The organism is Flavobacterium poyangense (assembly GCF_011751075.1).
Lineage (GTDB): Bacteria > Bacteroidota > Bacteroidia > Flavobacteriales > Flavobacteriaceae > Flavobacterium > Flavobacterium poyangense.
In genome coordinates, this window is record NZ_JAALLN010000003.1 from 125,849 (window position 1) to 142,492 (window position 16,644).

Below are 16,644 nucleotides of genomic sequence, written 5' to 3' on the forward strand. Positions count from 1 at the left end.
AGGTCTTTGTTGTTTTAGCTTATTTTGGGAAAATTCAGTATAAAGGAAAACTTTTTTAATTTTTAAAAATCTCATTTCCAATTGAATGTTAGAATTGTCAAAAAAAATAAGGGTAAAAGCTAAAATTTATTTTGGAAAACCGAAAAACCATCCTATATTTGCACCCGTAATGAGGCCGATGTAGCTCAGCTGGCTAGAGCAGCTGATTTGTAATCAGCAGGTCGTGGGTTCGAGTCCCTCTATCGGCTCAACATAAAATAACCATTTGTATTAGCAAATGGTTTTTTTTTTGCTCTAAAGTGAAAGTCGTGATTTCGATTTTTTTGGGATCAGTTGCAAAACTTGGGGATTACGCAAAGTGGTTTGGAATTCTGTTGATTTGATATTTGCTCGCAAAGGCGCAAAGTTTCTTTTAATACACACCGATTTATTGAGATTGCTTTTATAGTAATCACAGAGCAAAAATAGTAGTCTAATCTACATGTATAAAAACAATCTCCTAAATCTGCGTGCAAAAAAACTTAGCGGCTTAGTGTGAGAATTCAACTGCAAAGTGCGCAAAACCTTTGCGAACCTTGCAGTTAAATAGATGTAAAGCTCGTAAAGGTTTTTATCTTCCCGGAACTAAAAATCCACATCTTTTGGATTTGATCCGAAAATATCCGTCTGATGTTACCTTGTGCGTTTTAGCAATCTGTTGAGATAAACAATTCTCTTTATAAAATACCATAAATTTTATACTTAATCACTTAAATAATCTTTTACGACTTGGGGGTACAAGTTATTTTGATGAGAAGTTTATCTGAGAATAACTAAATTGAATTTTATTTATGCTTTTATAAATTTAAAACTTACGATTATGAACTTGTTGGTTTTGTCTATTGCAACTTTTTTTAGGTTTGATATTAACTTTTATACTTTCTAAAAGTATATAAATGTATGATGGAAGTTTTTTGCTTCAAACAATTGCGTCCAAAATAGCAAAGTATTATCAAACAAAAAGAGTAGTAGTAAAAAAATGAAAACAATGAAAAAAAGAAAATTAGAAAGAGTTGTATTTACAAGTTTTGTTGTGTTTATCTCGTTAGTTTCGTTAGTTTTTTTTGTATCATGTAGCAAAGAGGACAATAATAAGATTAAACCAATTAATGAGGATGTTCCGGAAGAAGGGTTTCCAATATTAAAAGAGGTGCCATATGTTAGTATGCCTGTACCTGACGAGCTACAAAAATTGGTTTATAATAAAGATAATAGTGACGTTTCCCTTTCCAAAATTAAAGATACGGTTGTTGTTTACGTTGGAGGTGGACCGATACATATAGTAGATCATGAAGATTATGATTTATTAGGTAAAGTGGAAGACGGACTAAAAGCGGAAGGGTTTTTAAATCATTCAGTTTTGGGTATGAGACAGGCTCATGATATTAATTCGACCGTTTTTGCAAGTGGAATGTTATTTACAGAGGCCAATGCGCAGGAAGTAAATGATAAGACCGTTAACATAATCGAAAAAGTGATTACCTGGTTAAAATCGAACCATAAGATAGTCTATTTACATGGTCATTCGTATGGTGGATTTGTAAGTCAGCATTATATGTCAGCAAATAAAATACATCCTGATGGGTATGTATTTTCAGGAACGAGAATGAAGAGTGTTCAGGTATTTTTTGATAACCTACCTAAAAACAATCATGTTGCTTTTAAAGACGGAATAGTGCCTATTATCGAAAAGCTTAAGTCTTATGAGATACCTTACTTTAATGTTGTGTCAAAATTAAAGTTAAACGAAATGAAAAATTATACTGTTCTTTTAGATGGTAACCCCATGTTGGCTAAGACGTTATATTCTTTAGGTGGAAAAGATGAAGCTGTAGGGAAAATAGAAAAGGATGAGAAAGATTTTTTAGTTAAAAATAAAGTTGCCCTACTATACTTGATGAAGGAGATCATGGAGATGTAGCTGGTGGCATAGGACCAGGCTTACAGTTTTTTAGAAATAAAAAGTAATCGTTATTGTATTATTTGAAGTAATCTTATTTTAATTCGTGAAATCAGTTTTTATCGTTTGATTTTCCGAAGAGGAACTTTTTTAGACTTTTCAGAACGATAGAATTGCTTCAAAATAAAAATGCTCTGTAAAATTTTACAGAGCATTTTTTATAGAATGAAAAATTACTTTTGTTCCTGCTTTTTAATTTCACTAACATATTTTGTTAGTTTTTTACCATATAGTGATTGCGCTACTTTTGGAGTCATTGATTTTTGTATCGTGTCCAAAAACTTAACGTTGATGTCGTAAATCTCAGCTAACGCAATATAAGGTGCTATTTCGTGATCTTTGTGATTGATGGCAAAGTTGGTAGCGTATAAGTATTTTCTTTTGATATTTGACTGTTGTTTGGCGTCAATGCTGTCAACTGCTTTCTGGTCTTGTCTTTTTAAAGCTTTAAATTTGGATTCTACCATCGAAAGGTTTTCATCAATAAAGCGAGAGTTTATTTTTTTATACTCTTCGTACAATTCCTGATTTTTAGATCCGGTAATTTTAGCTGCAGCTATAAAATTATCTAAGTTGGTTTCGATATTTAGATTTCCGGGTTCAGCAAAGAATAAAATGTTGTTGTCCAGTGAATTGGTTACACCGCGATCCAAAAATAAATAAAGCATTTCCGGAGAGTCCAGTTTTATGTCTTTTTCAAAAGTTGAATTCCCGTCAATTTTAATCGAGTCAATGGCAACAAGTGAAGTGTCAGCAACTCTTTGAATATATAAAGTCCCGTTTTTTAATCCTTTTATGTTTCCGGTAAGATGTAAGCCGTCAGTAGTTTCTTTTTTGTCGCAAGATGCCAATAGGGCAAGAGTAACAAAGGCAATAATTGATTTTTTCATTGGTTTTTTAGATTTTGCTGCAAAATAAAGAAAATAGTTTGAATGTGGAGAAGTAAGGGTTTAATTTTTATGAAAAATAAAATCCCAATCTATTTCTAAATTGGGATGAGTTTATTTTTGTAAAAATGAATGAGTTACATTGTTAAATTATAAGTACTGCCGTTCTCCTGAGTATAGGTATAAGCGTTATCGCAATCATTGTTTCCATAGTCTATAACTCCGTTCAAAAATCCGCCCTGAATTTCTAATTTTCCTTTTGAGATAAACTCACAAGAGTATTTTTTGATTAGAGTTTGTAAAATAGTTAAGGTTAATGTAGTGCCCTTGTCTGAAATCACGGTATGAGTACCATTGGTGATTTCATAAACATTGTCGTCTAATGTTGGTGTTGCTACACCTGCAGTTTGTCTTGTAGTGTAAGTTCCTTCATTTAAGAATATTCGTCCGTCAGAAGTTGTAATTTTTCCATTGCTTACTTTTCTGGTCCACTTTGGGACTGTTTGCTCTGTTGTGGAGTTGGTGTATTCGATAGTTCCTTCTAGCTTAAATTGGTTAACAGCATAATCAATTCTTTCAATTGTCATCTTGCTTCCTGCAGCAGTAATCGGTCCGGTAAGGGTGATTTTTAGTTTTCCTTTTTTTGTGATTTTATCAACGGTACAACCTGTGCCATAATCTACAGTAAAAATTCTTGGGTAATTTTCGGCAGTAGTTTTTTCGAGAGCGATTAAAGGGCAAGTGTCAGGTGCTACTTGAGTCGGTTTTGATGTGCTGTTGTCAGAGGCTAGCTTTAATCCGGTTTTGAGGTCCATTTCATTGATGGCATCAATTAACATAGAAGCTCTAACGGAAGAAGTATCTGTCTGGGTAACGATTTCGTTTTTGTCACTTGAGCAAGAAACATAGATTAGTGCTGTTGCGCAAAATGTTAAAAGTAAAATAAAACTTTTTTTCATAGTGGTATTAGTTTATAGTTAGATAAAAGTGGGCGGTCAAAATTAGTAAAAAAAGGTTTCGTTTGTCAGAAATTTTTAAAATTAGAACTGGTGTTAAATTTAGTGGAATGTAAAGTTTTTTTTCGCTCGCAGATTTTGCAGATTTTTTGTTTTGTGTTTTCAATGAAAGCAATTTGAATAAATCTGCATGCGGAAATTTCTCGCAAAGGACGCAAAGTTTTTTATTCACGCAGATTCTGCAGATTTTGCAGATATTTTTATTTTTGACTCGGATAAAAACAATCCGAATAAATCTGCCAAATCTGCGTGAAAAATTTCTACGTAAACATAGGAGACGCCAAGACGCCAAGTTTTTACGTACGCATAGTTTGTGGATTTTTTTGTTTTGCGTTTTCAATAAAAACAATCTGAATAAATCTGCCGGATCTGCGTGAAAAAATTTCCCGGCAAACATAAGAGAACCGTGAAGTTTTTTTTAAGCTGTAGCTGTAAAATGTAAACTTTTGGTTGAGACTGTAAACTGAAAACCAAGGGCTTTTTTAAAAATAGAAAGCCCACAAGCGTAAAACTTGCGGGCTTTCGGACCAATTAAAATAGAATTGGATTATTTGATCATTTCAAAACTTCTTTTTACAAAAGCAGTTAAGGCTTCACCTTTTAAAAGGTTTTGCGATAATTTAGCTAAATCTAAAGCTTGTTTTACCAAATGTTCCTGATGTGTTTTGTCTTCCGTATTCAAAATATTTGTAGCCAAATCAGAATTGGTATTTACAACCAGATTGTACATTTCTGGCATATTCCCCATTCCGAACATTCCGCCACCACCGGATTGACTCATTTCTTTCATTCTACGCATAAATTCAGGTTGCGTGATGATAAATGGAGCCGACTGGCTGTCCATAGCTTCCAATTGTACAGAATAAGCTTTTGGAATATAAGCTTCTAAAGAAGCTTTTAGTGTTTCTTTTTCTTCGTCAGATAATTTAGAAATCGCAGTTTCCTCTTTTTTGATCAAGTTGTCGATATGATCCGAATCTACACGAACAAAAGTTAAACCGTTATTATCTCCTTCAATTTTCTGAATTAAATGCGAGATAATAGGAGAGTCTAATAGCAATACTTCGTATCCTTTTGCTTTTGCAGTTTCGATATAAGAGTGTTGCGCATCTTTGTTTCCGGCATATAAAATTACCAATTTTCCGTCTTTATCGGTTTGGTTGTCTTTTAGCTTTTCTTTTAATTCTTCAATAGTAAAGTAAGTATCGTCAACTGTTGGGTACAATACAAACGCACCTGCTTTTTCGTAGAATTTATCATCAGAAAGCATTCCGTATTCTAAAACGATTTTAATATCGTTCCATTTTTGTTCAAAATCAGCACGATTTTCGTTAAATAAAGCTTTTAGTTTGTCTGCTACTTTACGAGTGATGTAGTTAGAGATTTTCTTAACGGCACCATCAGCTTGTAAGCCCGAACGAGAAACGTTCAATGGAATGTCCGGAGAATCAATAACACCTTTTAGCATAGTCAAAAATTCAGGTACAATTCCTTCTACGTTATCAGTAACGTAAACCTGGTTTTGGTACAATTGAATTTTGTCTTTCTGGATCTGCATGTCAGAACCTAATTTCGGGAAATATAAAATTCCTGTCAGGTTAAACGGATAGTCAACATTTAAATGAATGTGAAACAATGGATCCTCGAATTGCATTGGATACAATTCTCTGTAGAAGTTTTTGTAATCTTCGTCAGTTAATTCCGTTGGTTGTTTGGTCCAGGCCGGATTTGGATTGTTGATGATGTTGTCCGTTTCAACAGTCTCGTTGATGTAATCTTCAGGAGCATCTTCCGGTTTTGGAAGTGTTTCTGTTCTTGTTCCGAATTTAATCGGAATAGGCATAAATTTATTGTATTTGTTCAATAAACCGCTGATTTTTGAATCTTCTAAGAATTCAAGAGAATCTTCCGCTACATGCAGAATGATTTCAGTTCCGCGTGAAGTTTTGTCAGATGGTTCTAAAGTAAATTCAGGACTTCCGTCACATGTCCAATGTGCAGCCGGTTCGTCTTTGTATGATTTTGTAAGGATTTCTACTTTTTCAGCAACCATAAAGGCAGAATAGAAACCAAGACCAAAGTGACCAATAATTCCCGAATCTTTAGCAGAATCTTTGTATTTGTCAAGGAATTCTTCGGCACCTGAAAAAGCAACCTGATTAATGTACTTTTCTACTTCATCAGCAGTCATACCTAATCCCTGGTCAATGATGTGGATTTTTTTACCTTCTTTATCTACTTTGATTTCGATAACCGGATTTCCGTATTCTACTTTAGCCTCACCAATACTAATAAGGTGTTTTAATTTTAATGTAGCGTCAGTTCCGTTTGAAATCAGCTCACGTAAAAAGATTTCATGATCGCTGTATAAGAACTTTTTGATTAAGGGAAAGATGTTCTCTACTGAAACATTAATTTTACCTGTTGTCATATTTTTTAATTTTATTAGTTTAATGTAATGCCTTACATTTATTCAAATAGAATACCAATTGCTTTTTGCGTGACAAAATGTCGGATGTGTTAATTATGAAAGAAAAAAAAAAGATTCTAAAACAAAAGATATTTCAATGAATCGTATCTTTGCGGTACAATAATTGCTTATGTGTGTAAGTATTAACTTAAATAAATGTACAAAATGAAGAAAATTATTTTTATTTGCATGATTGCCACGATGGTGTTTGCGTGTAAATCAGCTTCGTCTTCAACAGCTTCAACAGAAGCTACAACACTTTCAACTAAACTTGACAGACCTACTCAAGTAGCTATTAAAGGAAATTGGGTACTTACCAATGTATCTTATCCGGGTTCTGACTATATCAAAGTAAGTTCGTTTGATCTTGCTGATTCTAAATGTTTTATCGGAAGTACCTGGAAATTTATCTCCAATAACAATAAAGGAACAATGGCGTTAACAGCTCCAAGTTGTACCGGATTTACTTCTCCAATTGTTTGGAGTATCAACAATCAGGGGCTTTTTGTGCTTAAAATTGTTGAGCCGGGAATCAAATCAAAAAATGTTAAATCAGGATACTTACTAAAAGTTGCAGGTTTGACAGATAATTCATTTCAGCTGATAGATAATATTAATGTTGGCGGACAAACAAAAGAGGTAACATACCAATTTCAAAGAACTAATTAATATAAAAAAGAGATAACATGAGAAAGATAACAGTATTTGGTTTAAGTAGTTTACTTGTTTTAACTAGTTTTTTTGCAAGTTGTGATTCTGTAAAAAACGCAAATAATACTCAAAAAGGAGCCGGAATCGGAGCCGTTGCGGGTGGAATTATCGGAGGTATTTTAGGGAACAATTTAGGACGTGGTGGAAATGCTGCACTAGGAGCTGCTATTGGAGCTGCTGTTGGTGGCGGAACCGGAGCTCTAATTGGAAATAAAATGGATAAACAAGCTCGTGAAATCGATCAGGCGTTGCCGGGTGCAGATGTAGAAAGAGTAGGGGAAGGAATTCACTTAACTTTAAACGAAAATGCAGTTCGTTTTGATACTAATAAGTCAACATTGACAGCTCAGGCAAAAACAAATTTAGATAAATTGGTTCCTGTATTTAAAGAGTATGGAGAAACGAATATTGAAATCTTTGGTTATACAGACAGTACAGGAAGAGCAGAGTACAACTTGACACTTTCAGGACAAAGAGCAGCATCTGTTCAGGCTTATTTGGTTTCTAAAGGATTAAAAGCAAGTCGTTTCAAAACTTCAGGTTTGGGTATTGCCGATCCTATTGCAACAAACGATACTCCTGAAGGAAGATCTCAAAACCGTCGTGTTGAATTTGCTATTACCGCAAACGATAAAATGGTAAATGATGCTAAGACTGAAGCAGGAAAATAATTTCTATACAATATAATTTGAAAAAAGCTGTTCGTAATGAATAGCTTTTTTTTTGACTTTCGGTTTTAAAGATTGTAAATTTGCCCCCTCAATTATAACGCAATGCTTGACATAAAAAATATCTCCTTTTCGTATACGGATACACCGGTTATTAAGAACGTGACTTTTTCAATAGAAAAAGGACAGAATATTGCGATCATAGGAGAAAGTGGTTGTGGAAAAAGTACGCTGCTTAAATTGATGTACGGATTGTATAATCTGGATGAGGGAGAAATGTTGTACAATGAAAAACCTATCCTGGGACCTAAATATAATCTGATTCCCGGAATGCCTTTTATGAAATACCTGGCTCAGGATTTTGATTTGTCTCCTTATGAAACAGTAGCAGAGAATGTTGGGAAGTTTCTTTCGAATGGTTTTGCCAACATGAAAAAATTGCGTGTTCAGGAACTGCTCGAAATGGTAGAAATGGATCAGTTTTCTAATGTGAAAGCTAAATTTTTAAGTGGAGGACAGCAGCAAAGAGTAGCTTTGGTTCGGGTTTTGGCCTTAGAACCGGAAGTAATTTTGCTGGACGAGCCCTTTAGTCAGATTGACGCATTTCGTAAGAATGCCTTGAGACGAAATTTATTTCGTTACTTAAAACAAAAAGGAATTACCTGTATTATAGCAACGCATGACAGCACAGATGCTTTGTCGTTTGCAGACGAGGCAATCGTAATGCGAAACGGTGAAATCATCATAAAAGATAATCCGACAACAATCTATGAAGATCCACAAACTAAATATGTAGCCTCCCTTTTTGGAGAAGTAAATGAAATACCAACACATTTGTTGGTTCCTTACGAAGATGAAGCACATAAAACGCTGGTATATCCACATCAGTTTAAAATGGTAACGGAGTCTAGTCTACCTGTAAAAATCAGAAGAACTTATTTTAGAGGGAATCATTACCTGATAGAATCGGTTTATAAACGACAATTGGTTTTCTTTGAAAGCGAAATCGATCTGCCGCTTGAAGAAAATGTTTTCCTGAGTTTGAATTATTTATAGAAAGAGATTTTTAGCGTTTAAGTTTTTAACCGCAAAGTACGCAGGATTTGTTGAAAAAATAATCTTAGCGAGCATTGCGTAAACCTTTGCGAACCTTGCGTTTAAACTTTTAACCGTAAAGTTTTTTTGCTCGCTAAGTCGCAGAGCCGCCAAGTGATTAAGGAACAGGACAAATAAACAGTTTAAGTTCTGCAACCTGAAACTTGAAACAAAATAACCTCAGATGCTTAGCCACTAAGAACCTAAGTATCTTTAAAAGAAAAAGCCGGCTCTATAAATTAGAACCGGCTTCTTCTTTTGAAATCAGATGAGTTGATTAGTTTTTTAGATTTTTTTCTAAAAACTGATCCTCTTCCCAAAGTAAGTGTAAGATGTTTTCTTTAGCAACATATCCATGAGACTCTTTAGGTAAAATTACCATTCTTGCAGGAGCTCCTAAACCTTTTAAAGCTTGGAAATAACGCTCTGTTTGTAAAGTAAAAGTTCCCGGGTTATTATCTGCTTCACCGTGAACTAATAAAAGAGGTGTTTTCATTTTATCAGCGTTCATAAAAGGAGACATAGTGTTGTAAACAACCGGAACTTCCCAGTAATTACGTTGCTCTGATTGGAATCCGAATGGAGTTAAAGTTCTGTTGTAAGCACCACTTCGTGCAATTCCACAAGCAAAAAGGTTAGAATGCGTCAATAAGTTAGCAGTCATAAAAGCACCGTAAGAATGTCCTCCAACAGCTACTTTCTTTCTGTTTATATAACCTAATGCATCTACAGCGTTAATTGCAGCCTCAGCATTGTCTACTAATTGAGAAATAAAATTGTCGTTAGGCTCTGTAGTTCCTTCACCAATAATAGGGAAAGAAGCATCGTCTAATACTACATAACCTTTGGTAACCCAGTATACAAATGATCCGTAAGAAGGAAAAGTGAACTCATTTGGATTCTGAGTCGATTGTCCTGCACTGTTTTTGTCTTTATATTCAGCCGGGTATGCCCAGATTAATAAAGGCATTTTTTCTTTTTTAGCTTTGTCGTAACCAACAGGTAAGTATAAAGTTCCTGAAAGTTCAACACCATCTTTACGTTTGTATTTGATTACTTCTTTGCTGACATTTTTAATGCTTTCAAAAGGATTTTTGAAAGAAGTGATTGGTGTCAGACTATTTTGTTTCTTGATATTTCTGAAGTAATAATTTGGATAGTCATTTTTTGATTGGATCATTACTAAAACTTTTCCGGTTTTAAAATCTTCGATCTCAATTAAATCTTCTTTTTTGTCTTTGTACGCAGAAGTGTAAAGACGTTTGCTTTTTAGCGTTTTAAAATCGAACTCATCAATAAAAGGAAACTGACCTTCTTTTGTAAATCCTTCTCCAATAAGGAAAGCATTATTGTTTTCAATAGCAAGAATATTTTTGTTGTACTCATTTTTTCTGGTTTCAAAAGAACCCGGGTCTGAGTAAACATCTTGATAATTTCTGTCATTAAGTAATTTTGGCTGTTGACTTGGATTAGACGGGTTAATTAAATACGTTTTTAAATTACGGGTGTCGTACCAGTTGTCAGTAAGGATTGCAATTGCATCATTCCCCCAAGTAATTCCTCCAAAACGTTGTGGTGTTTTTACTAATGAGGTAGCTTCACTTGTAAATGGAGCATTCCAAAGGAAAACTTCATCTCTGAAATCTACTTTGTTGGCAGGATTACCTTCATCTAAAGCAGAAACGTATACCAAAGTAGCCGGTTTGTCATTTCTCCAGGTCATTTCTCTTTTTCCTTTTTGTACAGCCATAAATCCTTTAGGAATCACTTCGTTTAAAGGAACCTCATTAACCACTTTAATTTCTTTTCCTCTGCTATCGTAAACTACAGTTTTAGAAGGGAATCTGTACAATGGTACAACATATGAGAAAGGTTTTTGAATAGTCGTCAACATGATGTAATTCCCGTCAGGTGAAATTCTTTCTCCTGCAAACATCGCAGCTTCTTTAAAAAGAGTAGCCGTTCCGTTAAGCGTTACTTTATACAATTCTGAAGTGATAACATTTTCAAAATTAGCTTCGTCATTTTTGTTTTTCAACATATCAGGATACGTTCTGTTTTGAGATTTCTCTCCAGAAGTAGTAGAAACAATTGGTCCTGTTGGTAAATCTTTTTTAGAATCCAGTAAAGGCTGTCTGTTTTTAGGAAGCATTTTTACTAAGATCGTCTCATTGTCTAAAAACCAGCTAAACGGATTGCCAAGATTTGCATTTACATTTGCTTCGGTAAGTTTTGTAGCCTTTGCAGAGGCAACATCTAAAACCCAAAGTTCAACCCCTGTACTTGTAGTATGAGAGAACAGGATTTTCTTGTCGTTTGGAGACCAAAGTAGGTTACTTATCCTTGGATTAGCAGGTAATCCGGTAACTTGTACTTCTTCTGCACCACTTATTTTTCGTACTTTTAAGTTGTTGATGTAAGTTACAGTACTTGAGATGTTAGTTACAGGATTTATCCTTATACCGGCCAAACGAAGTTCTTCCTGGTTTAAATCATCTAATGTTTTATAAGTGTTTCTGTAAGAAAGAAGCATGTATTCTTTTTTTGTATCCATTGATACTGAAGGAGCTCTTTCGTAATCGGCTAAATCCAGGATGGATTTGGAGGGTTTTTGATAGGTCAAATTTTCTTGCGCAAAAGCAGAAAAACCTAAGGTTAAAAATAAAAAGAGAGTAACCTTTAATTTCATAATTTGAATTTTAATGAGTTAAATTAAGTAGTATTATTAATAAGTTTGTCTAAAGTAGTGCAGACTTGTTACATTTTAGTGGTTGATTTTATTTTTTTAAGATTTTTTTAAGTTTTTAATGTATTAATTGCTTTTTCAGAATTTAAAACGATTCTATATGTTGTATTATTGAAGGATATTAAATTGCCAATTAGTAAAAAAATAGTAATTTGTACCGTTATATTTTAAAGTATACTTAGATTTGCAATCCAATTTTTTAACAAATAATAAAAGAATATGTATCATTCAAAAATAGCGGGCTTAGGATATTATGTTCCTTCTAATGTTGTGACTAACGATGATTTGTCTAAAATTATTGATACCAATGACGAATGGATTCAGGAAAGAACTGGAATTCAAGAACGCCGACATATTATTCGTGGAGAAGATACCACAACCTCTATGGGGGTAAAAGCAGCTAAAATTGCAATAGAACGTTCCGGTGTAGCCAAAGAAGATATTGATTTTGTGGTTTTTGCAACCTTAAGCCCAGATTACTATTTTCCAGGACCGGGGGTTTTAGTGCAACGTGATTTAGGATTAAGAACCGTTGGAGCTTTAGACGTTAGAAATCAATGTTCAGGTTTTATTTACGGAATCTCAGTTGCGGATCAATATATCAAAACCGGAATGTATAAAAATATCCTAGTAATTGGGTCTGAAGTGCATTCAACAGGATTGGATATGACTACTCGTGGACGTGGTGTTTCTGTTATTTTTGGAGATGGAGCAGGAGCGGCTGTTTTAAGTCGTGAAGAAGATCTGACAAAAGGAATATTATCAACACATTTACATTCAGAAGGGCAACATGCTGAAGAGTTAGCACTACAGGCACCGGGAATGGGAGCACGTTGGGTAACGGATATTATAGCAGATAATGACCCGAATGACGAAAGTTACTACCCTTATATGAACGGACAATTTGTGTTTAAAAACGCAGTAGTTCGTTTTGCTGAGGTAATCAATGAAGGTTTGGAAGCAAATGGCTTACAGGTTTCAGATATTAATATGTTGATCCCGCATCAGGCTAACCTGAGAATTTCACAGTTCATCCAGAACAAATTTAAATTGTCTGATGATCAGGTGTACAATAACATTCAGAAATACGGAAATACAACAGCAGCATCTATTCCGATTGCTTTAACTGAAGCATGGGAACAAGGAAAAATAAAAACAGGAGATACAGTTGTTTTAGCAGCTTTCGGAAGTGGATTCACTTGGGGAAGTGCTATTATTAAATGGTAATATTTTTTGTTTTACTAGTATGTTAAAACCTGTTCAGTTACTGAGCAGGTTTTTTTATTTTTGGGAACAATTAAAACTTTAATCCTGTCTTTTTCGACGAAGGAGAAATCACACCAGTAATTCGATAAAGATTGGCGACATGCTGGTCGGAGCTTCTAGTGTGATTTCTCCTTCGTCGAAATTGACAAAAAAATACTAAAATGAATAAAAACCAACTTGAAATAGCCTGTTTCAATTTTGAATCGGCTTTGATTGCTCAGAAAAATGGAGCAGACCGAATTGAATTGTGTGAAAATATGCCACTCGGCGGAACTACACCAAATTATATTTTAGGTGCGAAAGTCCGTGAGAAATTGTCAATTAAAATGCATGTTATTATCAGACCTCGGGGAGGTGATTTTATTTATACGGATCAAGAGCTGACAGAAATGAAACAGGACATTAAACAATTCAAAAAGTTAGGAGTTGATGGTTTTGTTTTCGGAATTTTAGAAGAAGATGAGGCTTCGACTTCGCTCAGGCTCAATAAAGAAAGAAATAAAGAATTGGTTGCTTTAGCCGCACCGCTTTCCTGTACTTTTCACAGAGCTTTTGATGTGGTGACCGATGTGGAGCAATCTCTTGAAGATGTAATTGATTGCGGTTTTAATGCTATTCTAACTTCCGGACAAGGAGCGAATGTTCCCGAAGGGATTTCGGTTTTGGAGAAAATTCAAAAATTGGCAGCGGATCGAATTGTGATTATGCCCGGAGGAGGTTTGCGATCGTCGAATATTCAATTAGTACAGGAAAAATTGAATCCTACTTTTTATCATTCTTCTGCTATTACAACTACCGGAGAAATGGCAGATCCTCTGGAAATAAAAAAAATACTAGCCACTTTTTAGTTGGCTTGTTACAGATTACAAATAAGAAAGGCCCGGAGTTGGCAAACTCCGGGCCTTTTTCTACAAGAAAATATTAAAAATTACTAATTAAGATCAGGACTAAAACATTCCGCCACCACCTTTATTAGTGTTGTCATCTCTTTGTTTACGTTGCAGGTTTTTGATTTTTGCTCCTCCAAAGTTGTAAGTTAAACCTAAATACACTGTTTGGCTTTCCCAGGTAAACTGTCCTTCGTGTGGGTAAGGATATTGTGCATCAAAAGCATATTTCATAGTGTTGAACACATCATTAAAACGAACGCTGATATTCATTTTGTTGTTTAATAAGGTATAACGTGAACCCATGTCGATTTTGTACATTTCATGGCTGTTATTTTGCAGACCGTCTGTAGGACCTTTGTAGAATCCGAATAATAGGAAGCTTAAACGTTTGTTGGCTTTAAAATTAGAATTCATACGGGCATTGAATGCAGAAACTGTAATTTTTCTTTCAAGTGGACTACTTGTTTTGGTAGCAGCGTCATATACAAATACTACCCCTTGTTGATTGATGCTTGAGAAATCTATAGATGGTGAAATATCCCACCATTTTGCAATTTTATAATTGAAAGAAGCTTCAAATCCATAAGCGGTGTTTCTATCAAAGTTGGTATAAGATAAAATTACTTTGTTCCCCTGGTCATTATTAACATTGTCAGGGTATAAAACTCTGCTGATCTGATCATTAATGCTTCTTACAAAAACACCCGCAGTAAAACTTCCTTTTTCTAAAGTTTTGGTATAATTAGCTTCGATAGAGTTGGTAAACTGAGGTCTTAATTCCTGATTACCTAATGAAGTTACCAATGGTGTAGAAAATTCACGGATCGGTTTTGTTTGCTCTAAACTTGGACGGTCTACACGACGACTATAACTAAGTTGCAAAGTGTTTTTTTCGTTTAAGCTATAGGTTAAGTAAGCAGATGGGTATAGCGTGATATAATCATCATTAAATTTGATTTGATCATGATTTAAATTAGCGATTACTTTGTAGCTTTCAAAACGAGCACCTAATTGGTAGCTGAATTTTTTGTATTTCTGACCAAAGGTTACATAAGCAGAATAAATATCAGTATCATAAGTGTAGTTTGATATTTGATTCAGCATAGGGTCAGTTGTGCTTGCTCTGGTATAATCACTTCCTGTTCTGGTGATTCTGGCTTCGGCACCGGCTTCAAGTGTTGTTTTATCGTTTAGCGGATTAACATAATCTACGTTAAGAGTACTTAGTTTTCGGTCACCTTTAATCAAATCATTATAAATTGAATTTTTAACCGTATTGTTTAGCTCTGTGTTTTTAGTGTCAAAATAAGCATTTTGAGTTTCTTTACTGTCACTATAGTTTCCTTCAAAATCTAAGGTATGCCCTTCTTTTTTGAAGATGTGTTTGTACGCTAAATTGTAAGTTCCTGTTTTTTCCGGCCCTGAATATTTAGATCTTTGGTACGAGTTTTTTAATTCCAGATCAGTATTGTTATAGTCAATATAGGTGTTTACGAATCCTTCTCCGGTTGATTTGTTCTGGTTGGTATAGAAAGACAAAGTGTTATGATCGTCTATTAAAAAGTCCATACCAATTTTGTACAAATAAGAATCATTATCATTTTTGACGTCTATAGTCTGCATAACATTCTGATCGAATCTTTGAATAAAACCGTCATTAAAATAAGCTCCGAAATTTTGTCCCACATTTCCAAAAAAGTTCACTTTTCCGGTTTTGTAGTTCAAGTCAAGCGATTGATTATGTTTGGCTGTTTCACCAAAAGTAATTCCTCCGCTGTAACTTCCGTTAAAACCTGTATTTGTGTTTTTATGCAAAATAATGTTGATGATTCCCGACATTCCTTCCGGATTGTATTTGGCACTTGGATTCGTAATCAATTCAATTTTTTTGATAGAAGTCGACGGAATTTGTTTTAACAGCTGTGCCGGATCAATATTACTTGGTCTTCCGTCAATTAATACACGTACATTGTCATTTCCACGAAGAGAAAGTTTTCCGTCCTGATCTACGTTTACAGATGGAATATTGTTCATGATGTCTGATGCTGAAGCTCCGGCAGTAGTAAGGTCTTTTCCAACAGTCACTACTTTACGGTCAATTTTTTGTTCAATTGTCGAACGCTCGCTCACAATATTTACACCTTTAAGTTGTGTCGCTTCTTCTTCAAGTGCAACTTTAACAATCGCTTCTTTTTTGTTTTCACTTAAAATAATAGAACCGATATATTTTCTAAATCCAATGTATTGAATTTCGATGGTATAATTTTTTAAGGCTAAATTTTTAATGGTAAAGGCACCATTATCATCGGTGTTTATTCCGGAAACTACTTTTCCGTTGTCTTTTATCGAAACAGTAGCATACGAAATGGGAGCATTGTTGGATTTTTCGGTAATTGTTCCTGATACGGTTCCGGAATTCTGAGCTTGTGCTGTTGCCATTACACCCAGTAATGCGAACAGTAGAAATTTTAATTTCATAATTGGGGAATTGATTTGATCTGACTGATGATGTTTTTTTATTTTTTTTATTTTTCTCATTTGAAATAAATTCAAAGTCCCTATTAAGACTCTATTGCCAGCGTTATGTTACAGAAAAAAGGAAAGAAAAATGAATGTTTTCTTTTAACGCTTGTTTTATAGCTGGTTAGGCTTTTTACTTTGGGATAATTTAAATAAGAATTGTATTATTTTTTAGGTAAAACGATATTGATGATCTCGAAGATTCCTTTAGGATTGTATTTGGTACTTAGATTGGTAATGAGCTTAGATTTTTGCTAATTTTTACAATTTCACTTCTGTTGCTTTGGCGATATTCTAAGGTTTTTTCGGAATTTTATATGTTTTTGATTTTCTCTAATTGATGAATAAGCAGTATCTTTGCTCTCTTTAAAAATAA

General features: G+C 34.3%; 11 protein-coding genes and 1 tRNA gene. 7 read left to right on the forward strand and 5 right to left on the reverse strand.

What is annotated here, in order from left to right:
* The first annotated feature begins 174 nt into the window (after positions 1 to 174).
* Both G3A47_RS08555 and G3A47_RS08560 read left to right on the forward strand, forming a co-directional pair.
* A tRNA-Thr gene (locus G3A47_RS08555) sits at positions 175 to 248 on the forward strand.
* A 779-nt stretch (positions 249 to 1,027) separates the two neighbouring features.
* Positions 1,028 to 1,960, forward strand: coding sequence for an alpha/beta fold hydrolase (locus G3A47_RS08560; protein ID WP_166921745.1), 933 nt, complete (start codon positions 1,028 to 1,030; stop codon positions 1,958 to 1,960).
* A gap of 212 nt (positions 1,961 to 2,172) precedes the next feature.
* Here the strand turns inward: G3A47_RS08560 and G3A47_RS08565 are convergent, their stop codons facing one another.
* From G3A47_RS08565 to htpG, 3 genes are all read right to left on the reverse strand, one after another.
* On the reverse strand, positions 2,173 to 2,889 hold the full coding sequence (locus G3A47_RS08565) for a DUF4369 domain-containing protein (RefSeq protein ID WP_166921746.1): 717 nt from the start codon (positions 2,887 to 2,889) through the stop codon (positions 2,173 to 2,175).
* Positions 2,890 to 3,023: 134 nt separating this feature from the next.
* Entirely contained in the window at positions 3,024 to 3,845 is an 822-nt protein-coding gene (locus G3A47_RS08570) for a hypothetical protein (RefSeq protein ID WP_166921747.1), read from the reverse strand.
* A 604-nt stretch (positions 3,846 to 4,449) separates the two neighbouring features.
* Entirely contained in the window at positions 4,450 to 6,333 is a 1,884-nt protein-coding gene (gene htpG / locus G3A47_RS08575; protein WP_166921748.1) for a molecular chaperone HtpG, read from the reverse strand.
* Between the two features lie 204 nt (positions 6,334 to 6,537).
* On the opposite strand from htpG, the gene G3A47_RS08580 reads away from it, so the two are divergent.
* From G3A47_RS08580 to G3A47_RS08590, 3 genes are all read left to right on the forward strand, one after another.
* Positions 6,538 to 7,041, forward strand: a complete 504-nt coding sequence (locus G3A47_RS08580) for a lipocalin family protein (RefSeq protein WP_166921749.1) — start codon at positions 6,538 to 6,540, stop codon at positions 7,039 to 7,041.
* A 17-nt stretch (positions 7,042 to 7,058) separates the two neighbouring features.
* Positions 7,059 to 7,754, forward strand: a complete 696-nt coding sequence (locus G3A47_RS08585) for an OmpA family protein (RefSeq protein ID WP_166921750.1) — start codon at positions 7,059 to 7,061, stop codon at positions 7,752 to 7,754.
* A gap of 102 nt (positions 7,755 to 7,856) precedes the next feature.
* Positions 7,857 to 8,807, forward strand: coding sequence for an ABC transporter ATP-binding protein (locus tag G3A47_RS08590; RefSeq protein WP_166921751.1), 951 nt, complete (start codon positions 7,857 to 7,859; stop codon positions 8,805 to 8,807).
* A gap of 316 nt (positions 8,808 to 9,123) precedes the next feature.
* Here G3A47_RS08590 and G3A47_RS08595 read toward each other — a convergent pair whose 3' ends face one another.
* Positions 9,124 to 11,535, reverse strand: a complete 2,412-nt coding sequence (locus G3A47_RS08595; RefSeq protein ID WP_166921752.1) for an alpha/beta hydrolase family protein — start codon at positions 11,533 to 11,535, stop codon at positions 9,124 to 9,126.
* Between the two features lie 276 nt (positions 11,536 to 11,811).
* Here G3A47_RS08595 and G3A47_RS08600 point away from each other — a divergent pair, with 276 nt between their 5' ends.
* Together G3A47_RS08600 and G3A47_RS08605 are read left to right on the forward strand one after the other, a co-directional pair.
* Positions 11,812 to 12,819 carry a 3-oxoacyl-ACP synthase III family protein gene (locus G3A47_RS08600; protein ID WP_166921753.1) on the forward strand — a complete coding sequence of 336 codons (1,008 nt, stop codon included), beginning with the start codon at positions 11,812 to 11,814 and terminating at the stop codon, positions 12,817 to 12,819.
* Positions 12,820 to 13,019: 200 nt separating this feature from the next.
* A complete protein-coding gene (locus G3A47_RS08605; protein WP_166921754.1) occupies positions 13,020 to 13,706 on the forward strand; it encodes a copper homeostasis protein CutC in 687 nt (228 codons plus the stop codon).
* A 99-nt stretch (positions 13,707 to 13,805) separates the two neighbouring features.
* Here G3A47_RS08605 and G3A47_RS08610 read toward each other — a convergent pair whose 3' ends face one another.
* A complete protein-coding gene (locus G3A47_RS08610; protein WP_166921937.1) occupies positions 13,806 to 16,226 on the reverse strand; it encodes a TonB-dependent receptor domain-containing protein in 2,421 nt (806 codons plus the stop codon).
* Positions 16,227 to 16,644: the final 418 nt, after the last annotated feature.

Excerpts from the sequence above, each read along its gene's own strand:
- G3A47_RS08560 (WP_166921745.1), top strand. The coding sequence starts at position 1,028 with ATGAAAAAAAGAAAATTAGAAAGAGTTGTATTTACAAGTTTTGTTGTG.
- G3A47_RS08565 (WP_166921746.1), bottom strand. The coding sequence starts at position 2,889 with ATGAAAAAATCAATTATTGCCTTTGTTACTCTTGCCCTATTGGCATCT.
- G3A47_RS08570 (WP_166921747.1), bottom strand. The coding sequence starts at position 3,845 with ATGAAAAAAAGTTTTATTTTACTTTTAACATTTTGCGCAACAGCACTA.
- htpG (WP_166921748.1), bottom strand. The coding sequence starts at position 6,333 with ATGACAACAGGTAAAATTAATGTTTCAGTAGAGAACATCTTTCCCTTA.
- G3A47_RS08580 (WP_166921749.1), top strand. The coding sequence starts at position 6,538 with ATGAAGAAAATTATTTTTATTTGCATGATTGCCACGATGGTGTTTGCG.
- G3A47_RS08585 (WP_166921750.1), top strand. The coding sequence starts at position 7,059 with ATGAGAAAGATAACAGTATTTGGTTTAAGTAGTTTACTTGTTTTAACT.
- G3A47_RS08590 (WP_166921751.1), top strand. The coding sequence starts at position 7,857 with ATGCTTGACATAAAAAATATCTCCTTTTCGTATACGGATACACCGGTT.
- G3A47_RS08595 (WP_166921752.1), bottom strand. The coding sequence starts at position 11,535 with ATGAAATTAAAGGTTACTCTCTTTTTATTTTTAACCTTAGGTTTTTCT.
- G3A47_RS08600 (WP_166921753.1), top strand. The coding sequence starts at position 11,812 with ATGTATCATTCAAAAATAGCGGGCTTAGGATATTATGTTCCTTCTAAT.
- G3A47_RS08605 (WP_166921754.1), top strand. The coding sequence starts at position 13,020 with ATGAATAAAAACCAACTTGAAATAGCCTGTTTCAATTTTGAATCGGCT.
- G3A47_RS08610 (WP_166921937.1), bottom strand. The coding sequence starts at position 16,226 with ATGAAATTAAAATTTCTACTGTTCGCATTACTGGGTGTAATGGCAACA.